General features: G+C 64.4%; 13 protein-coding genes and 1 pseudogene. 11 read left to right on the forward strand and 3 right to left on the reverse strand.

What is annotated here, in order from left to right; translation table 11 throughout:
• Window positions 1-31: 31 nt before the first annotated feature.
• The 10 genes from ACB030_RS07025 (at window position 32) to ACB030_RS07070 (ending at window position 8,723) form a co-directional block, all read left to right on the forward strand.
• The gene (locus ACB030_RS07025) at window positions 32-982 is read left to right on the forward strand and encodes a transposase (protein WP_371158759.1); all 951 of its coding nucleotides are present in this window, start codon (window positions 32-34) and stop codon (window positions 980-982) included.
• 447 nt (window positions 983-1,429) lie between these two features.
• On the forward strand, window positions 1,430-1,810 hold the full coding sequence (locus tag ACB030_RS07030) for a hypothetical protein (RefSeq protein WP_371158760.1): 381 nt from the start codon (window positions 1,430-1,432) through the stop codon (window positions 1,808-1,810).
• Window positions 1,811-2,163: 353 nt separating this feature from the next.
• Window positions 2,164-2,427 carry a DUF2282 domain-containing protein gene (locus ACB030_RS07035; RefSeq protein WP_371158761.1) on the forward strand — a complete coding sequence of 88 codons (264 nt, stop codon included), beginning with the start codon at window positions 2,164-2,166 and terminating at the stop codon, window positions 2,425-2,427.
• A 61-nt stretch (window positions 2,428-2,488) separates the two neighbouring features.
• The gene (locus tag ACB030_RS07040; RefSeq protein WP_371158762.1) at window positions 2,489-3,331 is read left to right on the forward strand and encodes a DUF692 domain-containing protein; all 843 of its coding nucleotides are present in this window, start codon (window positions 2,489-2,491) and stop codon (window positions 3,329-3,331) included.
• On the forward strand, window positions 3,324-4,076 hold the full coding sequence (locus tag ACB030_RS07045) for a putative DNA-binding domain-containing protein (protein WP_371158763.1): 753 nt from the start codon (window positions 3,324-3,326) through the stop codon (window positions 4,074-4,076). Before ACB030_RS07040 ends, ACB030_RS07045 begins: the two co-directional genes overlap by 8 nt.
• On the forward strand, window positions 4,073-4,528 hold the full coding sequence (locus tag ACB030_RS07050) for a DoxX family protein (RefSeq protein WP_371158764.1): 456 nt from the start codon (window positions 4,073-4,075) through the stop codon (window positions 4,526-4,528). The genes ACB030_RS07045 and ACB030_RS07050 overlap by 4 nt, the downstream gene beginning before the upstream one ends.
• Before the next feature lie 62 nt (window positions 4,529-4,590).
• Window positions 4,591-5,055: a GNAT family N-acetyltransferase gene (locus tag ACB030_RS07055; protein WP_371158765.1), complete on the forward strand. Its 465-nt coding sequence runs from the start codon at window positions 4,591-4,593 to the stop codon at window positions 5,053-5,055.
• A gap of 193 nt (window positions 5,056-5,248) precedes the next feature.
• Window positions 5,249-6,544: a methyl-accepting chemotaxis protein gene (locus tag ACB030_RS07060; protein ID WP_371158766.1), complete on the forward strand. Its 1,296-nt coding sequence runs from the start codon at window positions 5,249-5,251 to the stop codon at window positions 6,542-6,544.
• A 161-nt stretch (window positions 6,545-6,705) separates the two neighbouring features.
• On the forward strand, window positions 6,706-7,263 hold the full coding sequence (locus tag ACB030_RS07065; protein ID WP_371158767.1) for a DUF3332 domain-containing protein: 558 nt from the start codon (window positions 6,706-6,708) through the stop codon (window positions 7,261-7,263).
• Window positions 7,264-7,349: 86 nt separating this feature from the next.
• Window positions 7,350-8,723 carry an HD-GYP domain-containing protein gene (locus tag ACB030_RS07070; protein WP_371158768.1) on the forward strand — a complete coding sequence of 458 codons (1,374 nt, stop codon included), beginning with the start codon at window positions 7,350-7,352 and terminating at the stop codon, window positions 8,721-8,723.
• Between the two features lie 77 nt (window positions 8,724-8,800).
• Here ACB030_RS07070 and ACB030_RS07075 read toward each other — a convergent pair whose 3' ends face one another.
• From ACB030_RS07075 to mobA, 3 genes and pseudogenes are all read right to left on the reverse strand, one after another.
• Window positions 8,801-9,859: an FUSC family protein gene (locus ACB030_RS07075; RefSeq protein WP_371158769.1), complete on the reverse strand. Its 1,059-nt coding sequence runs from the start codon at window positions 9,857-9,859 to the stop codon at window positions 8,801-8,803.
• A gap of 318 nt (window positions 9,860-10,177) precedes the next feature.
• Window positions 10,178-10,663 (reverse strand): annotated as a pseudogene (mobB, locus tag ACB030_RS07080) (molybdopterin-guanine dinucleotide biosynthesis protein B); the annotation flags it as partial.
• Complete coding sequence (gene mobA / locus ACB030_RS07085; protein WP_371158770.1) at window positions 10,660-11,274, reverse strand: molybdenum cofactor guanylyltransferase MobA; 615 nt, start codon at window positions 11,272-11,274, stop codon at window positions 10,660-10,662. The gene mobA and the pseudogene mobB, both read right to left, overlap by 4 nt.
• 268 nt (window positions 11,275-11,542) lie before the next feature.
• On the opposite strand from mobA, the gene ACB030_RS07090 reads away from it, so the two are divergent.
• A complete protein-coding gene (locus tag ACB030_RS07090; protein ID WP_205642156.1) occupies window positions 11,543-13,252 on the forward strand; it encodes an NAD-dependent malic enzyme in 1,710 nt (569 codons plus the stop codon).
• The last annotated feature ends 82 nt before the right edge of the window (window positions 13,253-13,334 follow it).

A 13,334-nucleotide genomic window follows, 5' to 3' on the forward strand; every position in this document is an offset into this window, starting at 1 on the left:
GCTTGAGAGGTCACAGCCCAGGGGGTGAGCCATGACCATTGCCCGTTCACGTCAAATCAGCCTGCAAGATACGCCTTACTACCATGTGGTCAGCCGCTGCGTGCGGCGAGCTTTTCTGTGCGGGGAAGATGCCCATTCTGGCCAGAGTTACGAGCATCGTCGTCAGTGGGTGGTTGACAAGCTAGGGCAGCTGTCGCGACTGTTTGCCATCGGTATTTGTGCTTATGCGGTGATGAGCAACCACTATCACCTGGTGCTCAAAGTGGAGCCCGACACCGCAGCAAGTTGGAGTGAGCGGGAGGTGGCCGAACGTTGGGCGGCACTGTTCCAGTGGCCGCTATTGGTGCGGCGCTGGTATCAGGGGGAATCCCTGATTGAGCCCGAACGGACTGTGGTGCAACAACTGATAGGGCAGTGGCGGGAGCGGCTTCATTCCATCAGTTGGTTTGTGCGGCTGCTCAATGAAAACCTGGCACGGCAGGCGAATCGGGAAGATGGCTGCAAGGGCCATTTCTGGGAAGGGCGCTTCAAGAGCCAAGCTCTGCTCACCGAATCAGCCCTGCTGGCCTGCATGGCCTACGTTGATCTCAACCCGATACGGGCGGCATTGGCGGACCGACCTGAGGAGAGCGATTACACCAGCATCAAGCAACGCTTTGAGGGAGAGCAACCAGACGCGCCATTGCCACCTTTGTTGCTGCCATTCGCAAGCCAAGCCCAACCGGAGGGCCTGCCTTATGCCTTTACCGATTATCTAATGCTGGTGGATTGGACAGGTCACGCGATAAGAGCTGACAAGCGGGGTTATATTCCTGCTCACCTGGCTCCCATTCTGGCGCGATTGGGCCTTGATGGTGCCCGTTGGTTGAAACAAGTGACACTGTTCAGGCGCCAGGGCATCAGAGTGGTGGGTGACAAAGACCACTGCCAGCAGTTTGCCTGGCACTGCGGCCAGCGACGATGCCATCAGCCACCTTGTTAATCCGTTTGATCCCGTTTTCCCCCCCTTGGCATTTGTGTGGTGTCAGGCATTACCACGTCTGAACACGCGGCCCGCCACGTAAAAATCGCTTGCTTCCCCGATCTCTAGCGGGCTCTTGGGGGAGCTGTGTGTGATGAGAGATATAGCCAGCTAAGCAATAGCTGGCTCAGAAAGGTGGCTGTCCCAGATTTCCCCTCAAGCCTCATGCGCAAACCAGTCAAAAAGTGACGCAACTATCAGGAAGATCTGCGTTTTTTGCGCCAGCTCAACAATCGTAGGGGCTGAGCGGGGAGGCCGGGGCGGGGCTGGGATGGGGTATTTGGCGAGCCGGGGCGCTTTTTGTTGTCACGGGGCGGGGGGACTATAGTGCAGCGAGGCGAGGGTGCCTCGTTTGGCCCGCGTGAGTTGGGGCTAACCACAATGGATAGATGGATGGGAGTTTGTCATATGAAGCGGATCCTGATGGTGTTGAGTCTGTGTGTGACGGTAATGGGCATGGGAATGGGGGTGGCCCAGGGCGCTACCTCTGGGGCGCAGCAGGAGTGCGAGGCGCAGGCGGCGGTCAAGAAGCTGGCGGGGGCCGCCAAGACCAGCTTCGTGGGCAAGTGCGTCAAGGATGCCTCGGCCAACGGCAAGGCAGCCCAGTGTGAGAAGGCGGCCGCCGACAAGAAGCTGGCGGGGGCTGCCAAGAACAGCTTTATCCAGAAATGCGTGAAGACGGACGGGGCCGCCGACAAGACGGCTCAGTGCGAGAAGGCGGCCGCCGACAAGAAACTCGCCGGGGCGGCCAAGAACAGCTTCGTGCAAAAGTGTGTCAAGACCACCTGAGCCCAGGGGCAAGGGGTGGGCGAGCGCCTCGGGAAGGCGCTCGTCTGGGAAAAGAGAGGGGCCATGTGCCCCTCTCTTGTTGTGGTGGCTGTGCGGTGGCGGAGCAAGGGGGGCGTTATCCCGGCGTCCTTGGCAAGGCCTCCTTGATAAGGGATGGCCGGGCCGCCGCATATCCTCCATTTTTTGATTAAATTTATATTCATTAAAAAACAATATGTTATTGGCGTTTTGTTGGCTTTTTTTCAGGTTTTTTTCAATTTTTGGGAAATCTTTTCTCCCCTCGTCCGGTTCTATTGAACGTAGCCGGATGAGATGCGCCGGAGACACCACTCTAGACAACAAGGAATAGGGATATGAACGTGAAAAAGAGTACTGCCATCGCCTCTGCCATGACGGGTCTGCTGGCCCTGGGTGCCCAGCTCATCGCCGCGCCAGTCATGGCGGCGGACGACAAGGAGAAGTGCTACGGCGTGGTCAAGGCGGGCAAGAATGATTGCGCCACCAAAGGCGGCTCCTGCGCCGGTACCGCCAAGATGGATGCCCAGGGCGATGCCTTCGTGGTAATGCCCAAGGGCCTGTGCGAGAAGCTGGCGGGCGGGTCGCTGCAACCCAAGTAAGCCCCATGCCATGGTGTGGCGCCCGCCACATCATGGCCCCTTCCTCTGAGGGAGCCCTGCCATGAACCCCTTGATCGGTATAGGTTTACGTCCCCCCCACTACGACGAGATCCGCCAGACCCTGCCCGGGGTCGGCTGGCTCGAGGTGCACAGCGAAAACTACTTCGAGCGCCACGGCAAGGGCTTCGAGGTGCTGGCCGAACTCGCCGCACACTACCCCGTCAGCCTGCACGGGGTCGGGATGTCGCTGGGCTCCGCCGACCCGCTCGACCCTGCGCACCTGCGCCAGTTGACGGCCCTGGTGGCGACCATAGCGCCGGTGCGGGTCTCCGAGCACCTGAGCTGGGGCAGCATAGGCGGGCGCTATTTCAACGATCTGCTGCCCATGCCCTACACCCGCGAGGCCCTCTCGCACATGAGCGACAAGGTAGACAAGGTGCAGCAGGCGCTGGGCCGGCAACTGCTCATCGAGAACCCTTCCTCCTATCTGCAACTGCCCGGGGAGATGGGCGAAGCGGAGTTTCTGGCCGAGCTGGCGCGGCGCAGCGGCTGCGGCGTCCTGCTCGATCTCAACAACCTTTATGTCAGCAGCGTCAATCACGGCCTCGACTGCGCCGACTACCTGGCCGCCATCGATCTCGATACGGTCGGGGAGATCCACCTGGCCGGGTTTACCGACAAGGCGTTGCCCCAGGGGCACCTCTATATCGACACCCACAGCACCCCGGTGGCGCCCCCCGTGTGGGCGCTCTATGGCCGAGTCTGCCAGCAGCGCGCCATCCCCACCCTGATCGAGTGGGATCTGGAGATACCCCCGCTGCCTGTGCTGCTCGGCGAGGCCGGACGTGCCGACGCCATACTGAGCGCGGCGCGGCGGACTTCGCAGGAGGCCGCCCATGTCTGAACTTGCCCACCTGCAGCAGGGGTTCGCCAGCGGTCTGCTCGGCGAGGATGACGCCATCCTCGCGCAGATCCAGCCGGGGCGCTTTGCCCCCGACGCCCTGCTGCAGATCTATCGCAACAACGTCATCCTCGGCCTCACCGAGGTGCTTGCCAGCAGCTATCCCGCCGTCAAGGCCATGGTGGGGGAGGAATTCTTCGCCGCCGCGGCCCGGGGATTCGTGCTGGCCGAGCCCCTGCAGGAGGGGAGCGTCATGCACTATGGGGCGGGTTTTGGCGACTGGCTGACCCGCCTGCCGACCACCCAGGCTCTGCCTTGGCTCGGGGAGCTGGCCCGCTTCGAGTGGCTGCTGGAGCGCTCCTCCCTGCTGGCGCCAGAGCCCAGGCGCTGGCCCGCCGAGCGACTCGCCGCCCTCTCTCCTGCGCAGTGGGAGCAACTGGTGCTGCACCCCGCCTGCGATCTGCTGCTGCTCGAGAGCCGCCATCCGGTGCTGGCGCTCTGGCAGATGGCCCTGCACGGCGGGGAGGCGGTCAGCGAGCTGGATGCCCCCTGCTGGCTGGCCCTGAAAAAACGCCCCGGCCACAGGGTCGAGCCCGTCCCCCTAGATGCAACCCCCTGGTGCCTGCTGCAAGGCTGCCAGCAGGGCAGGCCGCTGGCCAGTCTGCTGGCACAGGATCCGGCCATGGCTGAGCACCTGGCCCCCCTCATCACCCTCGATCTGCTGGTCGATCTGGAGCTTGCCCCATGAGAACACAGACTCTCACCAAGCCGCTTGGCCTCTTTGCCGAGCGCATCCTGCCCTGGTGCAGCGGTGCCCTGCTGCTGCTGGCCAGACTCTGGGTCGCCGCCGTCTTCCTGCGATCCGGCTGGCTCAAGTTCACGGCCTGGGATTCCACCCTCTACCTGTTCGAGTTCGAGTATCAGGTGCCCCTGCTGCCCTGGCAGTGGGCGGCTTACGTGGGCACCGCGACCGAGTTGCTGCTGCCGCTCTTCCTGCTGGCGGGACTCTTCACCCGCCCGGTCGCCTTGCTGCTGTTTGGCTTCAACGCCATGGCGGTCATCTCCTACCCGGCCCTGTGGGCGGGAGGCTTTCACGATCACCAGCTGTGGGGCTGGATGTTGCTGACCCTGGCGGTGTGGGGCGCAGGCCCACTGGCGCTGGACAGCTGGCGCCTTGCCAGAGGACGCAGCGGCCATTAAGGTGGCTGCCAGATGAAGGGGCCTGCGGGCCCCTTCTTGTCATGCCACCCGAGGAGAAAAAGATGATGGTTCGCGAGGCCCTGGCCGCCGATATTCCCGCCCTGGTGCATCTTCGCATGGCACTCTTTTGCGAGGTGGGGGAGCTTGCCCGGCCCGATGAGGACCCCGCCCTCTGGGAGGCGACGCTGGCCTATTTCACCCGGGCGCAGGAAGAGGGCAGCGCCCGCTCCTGGCTGGTGGAGGTCGAGGGGGAGGCGGTGGCGTGCGGCACCCTGGCTCTGTTCGTGCGGCCACCCTATCCGGGCAACCTGGCGGGGCGCGAGGCCTATCTGCTCAACATGTATACCAGGCCAGCCTGGCGCAAGCGGGGCATGGCGAGCGCCCTGCTCGATGCCATGGCGGCCCATGCCCGGGAACAGCGACTGGGCAAGCTGTGGCTGCACGCCAGCGAGCAGGGGCGTCCGCTCTACGAGCGGCTCGGTTTTGTTTCCAATCCGGCCTGCCTGGAGTGGTATCCCGCCCCCTGAACTAGCCGCAGTGATCCTCGGCAGATTCTGTTACGTACTGGCAGCCCTTGGCGGCGGCGTTGCTTTTCTCTACACTGCGCGCCCCCCATGACCCAAAGTCATCTGACCACTCATATTGGGACTTGCGGGGCCGATACAGTCAGTGGGGGGAGGCTGTGGTGCCGATCCGGATCGTCAACGAGGTAGGAGTGTCATGTTCAATCACAAACTCAAGGCGCAGTTGCAGGCCTGTCAGGCCCGGCTCGATGAAGAGCAGGGCTTGATCGAAGCGATCAAGGGCAGTGCCGCGACCATCATCTTCAGCCCGGATGGGGAGATCCTGGAGGCCAGCGACCCCTTCCTGAGCCTGGTGGGGTATGGTGCGAGCGAACTGCTGGGGCGTCACCACAGCCTGCTCTGCCCTAAGGGGTGGGCACAGTCCGGCGACTATCAGCAGTTCTGGCGCCGCCTCGCCCAGGGGGAGGCGCAGTCCGGCACCTTCGAGCGCGTCAACCAGAAGGGCGAGACATGCTGGCTGGAGGCGAGCTATTTCCCGGTGAAGCAGCAGGGCAGGGTGACCCGGGTGGTGAAGATAGCCAGCGATGTGACGGCACAGCATCAGCGGCTGCAACGCCTGGAGGCGCTCTCCCAGGCGCTGGACCGCTCCCGGGCCATGATAGAGTTCACCCCGAGCGGCGAGATCATCAGCGCCAACGCCAACTTCCTGGACACCATGGGCTATCGCCTGAACGAGATTGCGGGCAAGCATCACAGGATCTTCTGCGACGAGGCCTTCCTGCGCGAGCAGCCCAGATTCTGGGAGGAGCTGGCCCGTGGCCAGTTCAAGTCCGGCCTCTTCATGCGCCACAACAGCCGGGGGGACGCTGTCTGGCTGGAGGCCAGCTACAACCCTATCCGTGACCAGAACGGCAAGGTGGTCAGGGTCGTCAAGTTCGCCAGCGACATCACGGCCCGCATCGAGCAGAACCACGCCACCCGGGAAGCGGCCAGGCTGGCCCACAGCACGGCGCAGGAGACCTTGAGCAGCGCCGAGGCCGGTGCCGAGCTGCTGCGCGCCGTGGTCGATACCTCTTCCCTGATCGCCGCCCAGGTGGATCAGGCCATCGCCCTCATCGGTCAGCTCAACGAGCAGTCCAGGAGCATAGAGGCCATCGTCTCGACCATCAGCGCCATCGCCGATCAGACCAACCTGCTGGCCCTCAACGCGGCCATCGAGGCGGCGCGGGCGGGGGAGCAGGGACGGGGCTTTGCGGTGGTGGCCGACGAGGTACGCCAGCTGGCGGCCCGCACCTCCCTTTCCACCGCCGAGATAGCCAAGGTGGTGCAGAAGAACCGCGAGCTGACCGCCAGGGTGACCGACGACATGGCCGGGGTGGCGGGCAGCGCCGAACTCGGCAAGCAGCAAATCAGCGAGGTGGACAAGCTGATGAACGACATCCACCAGGAGGCGAGCCGGGTCTCCCAGACGGTCTCAGCACTCTCCATATGAGTCGCCTGTTCTGGCGACACCCTCTGTCAGGATCGCCAAAAGAGTGAGCGAACGAGCCCCCAAGCTGAACCCTGGCTGTACCACCCCGGCCTTGTGAATTGTGGCCCCCCGCCGCCTTGTTTAGGCTGCCGCCTCATTTTTCATTGAGCGGGTAGAAAACAATGGCAGTACGACAGAAAAGCAGGGCTCTGGCCCTGCTGCTGGGGACGGTGGCGAGCATGGGGCTCGGCGGTTGCATGGGGCAGATGGGGCTCTCCTCCATGGTGACCAAGGGCAACCTCAGCGTGGTGGACAATCGCTACGGCCGTGCCGGTGTCTTCGTGCTGCTCTCCCCCGTCTATGGCCTGGCGGCGACGGCGGATCTGTTCGTGTTCAACACCATCGAATTCTGGTCGGGCAAGAACCCCATCACCGGCAAGTCGCCGGCCCTGGTGGATCACAAGGCCGATGCGGTGATCAAGGTCAACCAGCATCTGGATCCGGCCCTCAACAAGGTGCCACTCGCCATGCTGCCCCAAGGGGTGCGCGAGGTGACGGTGAGCTACCCGGACGAGCGCACCGCCCAGATGGAGATCCACTACATCGACGGTCATCGCGACATGATGCGCGGGGAGATGCGCGGCGAGCTGCTGGAGATCTATCTGGATGACAAGCTGGTCTCGACCCTGACCCGCAAGCAGCTGGACGAAAAGGCAAACGCGGCCAAGGTTGAGGTTTAAGCTCTTCAGAAACCTGATCTTTTATTCTCTGAAAAGGGTATACATAGCGGCTGGCAAGATCGCCATTATGTCTAAGGGAGCAGGCTATGACGGTGACCGGGTTGCGCTTGGCTGAATTGATTGGTTCCCTCAGTCATGCGCTCGATATGACCGAGGGTCAACCACGGGGGCACTGCATCCGCTGTTGCTGGATAGGTGCCCGTCTGGGGGAGCGGCTGGGACTGGATGCCCGGCAGCGCCACGACCTCTATTACACCCTGCTGCTTAAAGATCTGGGGTGCAGCAGCAATGCCGCCCGCATCTGCGAGCTCTATCTCACCGACGATCTTCACTTCAAGCGCGACTTCAAGCTGGTGGATGGCTCCCTCTCCGAGGTGGTCAACTTCGTGCTGGGTCACACCGGCTTGCAGGCGGATCTGCTCGGCCGTTTTCGCAGCCTGTTCCACATCTTTCGCAACGGCGATCAGATAGCCAACGAGCTGATCCAGACCCGCTGCCACCGGGGGGCGGACATCGCTCGCCAGCTGCGTTTCAGTGACGAGGTGGCCAACGGCATCCTCTCCCTCGATGAACACTGGAATGGCAAGGGGCGGCCGCTGCAACTGGCGGGTGAGGCGATCCCGCTCTTCTCCCGCATCGCCCTGCTCTGTCAGGTGGTGGATGTGTTTCACGCCGCCGCAGGCCCGGATGCGGCGCAGAGGGAGCTGCGCGAGCGCAGCGGCAGCTGGTTTGATCCCGCCCTGGTCGCCGAGTTTGACGCGCTGGCCGACGAGGCGTTCTGGCAGGGGCTGACCGACCCCAGGCTGACCGAGTGGGTCTTCGACCACCCGGCCGGGCAGGGGGAGGTGGCGCTCGATGAGGATTATCTGGACGAGATAGCCGCGGCCTTTGGCCAGGTGGTGGATTCCAAGAGCCCCTATACCGCGGGCCACAGCGGCAGGGTGGCGCTCTATACCGACCTGCTTGCCGCCCAGATGGGGTTGTCTGAATCGAGACGGCGCTGGCTCAAGCGGGGCGCCCTGCTCCACGACGTGGGCAAGCTCGGGGTGAGCAACGCCATCCTCGACAAGCCGGGCAAGCTCGACGGGCAGGAGTGGGCCGCGGTGCAGATGCATGCCGCCTATACCGAGGAGATCCTGGGCCGAATAGGGGCATTCAGGGAGCTGGCCCAGGTGGCCGGCGCCCACCATGAGCGGCTCGATGGCAAGGGCTACCCCAAGGGACTCAAGGGGGCGGAGATCTCCCTTGAGACGCGTATCATCACCACTGCCGACATCTTCGACGCCATCACCGCCAAGCGCCCCTATCGGGACGCCATCCCTGTGCCCCAGGCGCTGGAGATGATGGCCGAGCATCTGGGCAGCGCCATCGATCCCGACTGTTTCGCCGCCCTTCAGGCGGGGATCCGGGATTTTTCCCTCTACCTCACGCCGGAACAGCCGCTGGCCAATGCCAGTTAAGGCTTGCTGCCCCCAGTGCCCAAGCGGCCAGTCCGATAGCAACACGCCCCGCAACTGCGGGGCGTGTTGCATGGGGCCTAGTCGGGCTGCTTGCGATGGGGCGGGGCGAGGATCAGCCCCAGCAGGCGGCGCAGATGGGTCAGCTGTTCGGTCAGCTGGACGTTGAGCCAGAGGTAGCCATTGATGGCCGCCTCTGTGCTGGGGGGCAACGACACCTGTGTCGCCACCTCGTGCAGGCGGGCGATGGCGGCATCGGCCCCGCGTCCGTCACCGGTGTGCATCATCAGGGCGAGCTGGCTGATCGCCTCCTCGGTAGCTTGATGGCAGGCGTGCAGCGCAGCCGTACTCTGCATCAGGAAGTGGCTCTGGCGATCGTTCCAGTAGGTGTTGGCCAGCATCTCCAGGGTACAGAGGGTGTTGCGCATGGTGACCTGCACCGCATCAAACAGGGCTATGGGGTGACGCGTCTCCTTGGCCGCAGGTGCCAGCAGGGCCCGCAGTTTGCCCGTCTGGGCCAGCAGTTGGGAGAGATTGTGCTTGAGCCGCGGCCGCTCCAGCACATTGGGGGAGAGGTGTGTGTGATAGAGCCGCCCCGACTGTTGCAGGATCTGGTGCAGTTGCAGCCGCCAGTGGCTGTAGGCGCGCTGGGGATAGATGCTGCAAAACAGCAGCGCCAGCAGGGAGCCCAGTATCACATCGCCGCTGCGCCACAGCGCCGTCTCGATATCCCCCGGCATGGCCCCCATGGTGACTCCCAGGGTGATGCCGATCAGCAGCCCCACATAAGGGCGCTTGCCGAGCGCCAGATAGCCGCAGAGGAACATGATGCAACCGCACCAGATCAGGGTGAGCGGCAGGGAGTAGATCTCCAGATAGAGCGCCACCACCCCGCAGGCGGCGCCAAAGATGGTGCCCACCACCCGCTGCAGGGCACGGGAGAGCACATTGCCCCAAAACGAGATGGGGCCCATCACCACCACCAGGGTGATCAGCGGCCAGGTGCTCTCCGGCAGTTTCAGCTCCCGGGTCAGCAGAAAGGTGAGCATAAAGGCGAGCGCCATGCGCAGGCCATGGACCAGGCGGTAGCGACCATAGATCAGCAGATCGAAGCGGGAGAGTGGCGTGTTCAGGCGCAAGGGAGTCGTCTCATGTCAGGTTGATCTTCTCGTTGTCGTGCCGGCGGATGCTCGCCATCAGGGCAAGAGGCGGATCCGGACCCGTTCACCTTGGGTGATGGCCGAGCGGGAGGCGCACTCGATCACACAGTTGGCCGCAGGCAGGGCAGAGGGCATGAAAGCACTTGCCGGGCGCACCAGCAAGCAGCCACTGGCATCCTGGCTGAGGTAGCCGGGCAGGCCAGTCTCCCCCGCCGGATTGGGAATGGCCTCCTGGGCCCGGGCGAGCAGGCGCAGCGGCGGGAGAGGGGGCCGGGCGTCCCGGATAGGCTGCCGGGCGCAGATAAAGTCGGCGATGGCCTCCAGATCGTCGAAACGAAACTGGGGCAGGGTCGTTGCCTCGGGCTCATCGCTGATGAGTGCCACTATGTCCGGGTCATCCGGGAACAGCAGGGGTCTGCCGAGGGCGCGGCGATGGAGCTCTATCTTGGGAAAATGGCGATGCTTGAACCCCTCGACCAGCAGCAGATCGAGCCGCTCCCCGTCGAAGCGGGCCAGCAACGCCTCCAGGGGGGGCTCGCCCTCCGGCGTCTCGCAGATCAGGGCGTGGCGCAGGGAGGAGGCCGCCATCACCTGGCGGGCACCGGCCTGGCGCAGGCGATGGCTGTCCTTGCCCGGCTTGTCCATGTCGAAGTGGTGATGGGTATGCTTGAGCACCCCGAGGCGCAGGCCGCGCTGGCCGAGCAGGGGGATGAGGCGCTCCAGCAGGGTGGTCTTGCCGGTGCCGCTCCAGGCGACGAAGCCGAGCAGGGGAAGGGCACTCATGGCGTGTCTCCACCCGCCAGCAGCCTCGCCTCGTAGGCGGCGAGCTCGGCCGGGCTGTTGAGGTTGACGAAGGCATCCGGTGCATCGGCAAAGGGCACCACCGTCATCCGGTGGCGGGCAAACCAGGCCCCGGTCTTGCGCTCTCCCTCTGCCAGCGCCCGTTGCAGGGAGGGCAGCAGGCTGCGGTGCAGCAGGGCGACCACGGGTTGCAGGTGCTCCCCGTCGTGGGCCACCACCAGCTCGGTCTGCGGCGTCAGGGCGGCGCGAAAGCGGGCCATCAGATCCCGTGGCAGGGCGGGGCCGTCGCAGGGCACGAACAGCACCCAGTCGTGGCGGGCGGCGGCAAGGCCAGCCTGCATGCCCGCCAGCGGCCCCTGAAAGTCGGCCTGCGCGTCGCCGATGACGGGGGCCAGCGTCCGGTAGCGATCCTCGCTGCGGTTGGCGTTGATCAGCACCTCGTCCACCTGGGGGCGCAGGCGCTCCAGCACGTGGACTATCAGGGGCCTGCCCGAGAGGGGTACCCAGCCCTTGTCGTCGCCCCCCATGCGGGTGGCTCGGCCGCCGGCCAGGATCACGGCGGAGACGGGGAAGGGGAGGTCGCTGCGGCTCATGGGGCTCCAGGGGTCTGTGAGGTGATATGTCGCGTGTTCAGCGTCTGCTCTGGCAAAGGCGCTGGCGGCATCGAATGTCCGCCGATCTTGCGCCAAGCGCCTCGCCAGGGCAAGCCCGGGAGCCATGAGCCCGGCAGGAGAGGGGGCTTTGGCCGCAGGGTATGCCCAAGCTCACAAAACCGAATCCCCAAACGTCATATGATCCCCTGCAATCTGAGTCTTGCTCTCCTGCCTAATGGCAACTTCATGTAAATCAAAGAGAATGACTATGGCTACCGGACAATATCTGCTGTGGAAAGACGCACAGGGAGAGGACTTTCGCCCCGTTGCACTGACAGGCACCGATCTGCTCAATGATCGCAATCTCAACAAGGGCACCGCCTTCACCGAACAGGAGCGGGCCGACTTCGAGCTCGATGGCCTGCTGCCGCCCCAGGTGCAGACCTTCGAAGCCCAGCTGGAGCGGGTCTATCAGGGCTTTTTGAGCGCCTGCAGCGACATCGAGAAGTACCAGAACCTGCGGGCCTTGCAGGATCGCAACGAGACCCTGTTCTACGCCCTGCTGTCGCGCCACGTGGAGGAGATGACCCCCTACATCTATACCCCGACCGTGGGCAAGGCCTGTCAGGAGTTCAGCCACCGCTTCCAGAAGCCGCGCGGCCTCTACATCACCCCGAAGAACGTCGATGACATGGGCTCCCTCGCCCGCCACATGGACGCCAAGGCGGTGCGCATCATAGTCGTTACCGACAGCCAGGGGATCCTCGGCATCGGCGATCAGGGGGTGGGGGGCATGGGCATCCCCATCGGCAAGCTCTCCCTCTATACCCTGGGGGCCGGCATCCATCCCGCCTGCTGCCTGCCCATCGCGCTGGACGTGGGCACCGACAATCAGGCGCTGCTGGACGATCCCATGTACCTGGGTCAGCCCCACAAGCGCATTCGCGGCAAGGAGTACGACGACTTCATCGACAAGTTCGTGGCCGGGGTCAGGCGCCACTTCCCCAACGCCGTCTTGCAGTGGGAGGACTTCAGCAAGTCCAACGCCTTCAACAACCTCTCCCGCTACCAGCAGACGCTGCCCTCCTTCAACGACGACATCCAGGGCACAGGGGCCGTGGTGCTGGCGGGCATCATAGGCGCCGTCAAGTCCAAGGGGGAGACCCTGGGCCAGCAGCACTACCTGGTCTATGGCGCCGGGGCTGGCGGTGTCGGGGTGGCGGATCAGATCTGCGCCGGGATGATCCGCGAGGGGCTGGACCCGCAGGCGGCACGGGATCGCATCTACATCCTGGATACTCAGGGGCTGGTGTGCGACAACCGCGAGGGGCTGGACGAATACAAGCGCCGCTACGCCAAGCCGGGCCTGCTGCTGGCCCAGTGGAATGTGCAGGGCAAGGCGGGGCTGACCGAGGTGCTGCGCCACGTGCCCATCAGCGTACTGCTCGGCACCAGCGGTGCCGGTGGCGCCTTCCAGGAGGAGCATATCCAGCTGATGCTGGCCCACTGCGAGCGCCCCATGGTGTTCCCCCTCTCCAACCCCACCGCCAACTGCGAGGCGCTGCCGGAGGACATCTTCCGCTGGAGCCAGGGCCGCGCCATCGTCGCCACCGGCAGCCCGTTCAAGGACGTGCACCATGAGGGCCAGACGTTCCGGGTCGGGCAGGGCAACAACGTCTTCATCTTCCCCGGTGTGGGGCTGGCCGCCATCGTCAGCCAGATCCGCGAGATAAGCCCGGAGATCTTCACCACAGCGGCCTTCGCGCTGGCCGAATGCGTGGATGAGGCGGATCTCGCCCGGGGTACCGTCTACCCGAGGATCAGCGAGCTGCGCAGCATCTCGGTGCACGTGGCGACCGCCGTGCTCAAGGACATAGTGCGCCGCGATCCCTCCCATCCGCTGATTGGCCAGGATCTGCAGCAGCACATCCTGAGCCACATGTGGGAGCCTGTCTATCTGCCCTATCGCAGGGTCTGACGGGTTTCGAAAAACTCGACGGGGTGGCACTGGCCACCCCGTTTTTTTGTTCCCGGGCGCCGCAGGGCGCTATGGCCGGCGA

The sequence above is a fragment of the Aeromonas sp. S16(2024) genome, assembly GCF_041403065.1.
GTDB lineage: Bacteria > Pseudomonadota > Gammaproteobacteria > Enterobacterales > Aeromonadaceae > Aeromonas.

Coding starts and splice junctions, on each gene's coding strand:
- ACB030_RS07025 (WP_371158759.1), top strand. CDS start 32: ATGACCATTGCCCGTTCACGTCAAATCAGCCTGCAAGATACGCCTTAC.
- ACB030_RS07030 (WP_371158760.1), top strand. CDS start 1,430: ATGAAGCGGATCCTGATGGTGTTGAGTCTGTGTGTGACGGTAATGGGC.
- ACB030_RS07035 (WP_371158761.1), top strand. CDS start 2,164: ATGAACGTGAAAAAGAGTACTGCCATCGCCTCTGCCATGACGGGTCTG.
- ACB030_RS07040 (WP_371158762.1), top strand. CDS start 2,489: ATGAACCCCTTGATCGGTATAGGTTTACGTCCCCCCCACTACGACGAG.
- ACB030_RS07045 (WP_371158763.1), top strand. CDS start 3,324: ATGTCTGAACTTGCCCACCTGCAGCAGGGGTTCGCCAGCGGTCTGCTC.
- ACB030_RS07050 (WP_371158764.1), top strand. CDS start 4,073: ATGAGAACACAGACTCTCACCAAGCCGCTTGGCCTCTTTGCCGAGCGC.
- ACB030_RS07055 (WP_371158765.1), top strand. CDS start 4,591: ATGATGGTTCGCGAGGCCCTGGCCGCCGATATTCCCGCCCTGGTGCAT.
- ACB030_RS07060 (WP_371158766.1), top strand. CDS start 5,249: ATGTTCAATCACAAACTCAAGGCGCAGTTGCAGGCCTGTCAGGCCCGG.
- ACB030_RS07065 (WP_371158767.1), top strand. CDS start 6,706: ATGGCAGTACGACAGAAAAGCAGGGCTCTGGCCCTGCTGCTGGGGACG.
- ACB030_RS07070 (WP_371158768.1), top strand. CDS start 7,350: ATGACGGTGACCGGGTTGCGCTTGGCTGAATTGATTGGTTCCCTCAGT.
- mobA (WP_371158770.1), bottom strand. CDS start 11,274: ATGAGCCGCAGCGACCTCCCCTTCCCCGTCTCCGCCGTGATCCTGGCC.
- ACB030_RS07090 (WP_205642156.1), top strand. CDS start 11,543: ATGGCTACCGGACAATATCTGCTGTGGAAAGACGCACAGGGAGAGGAC.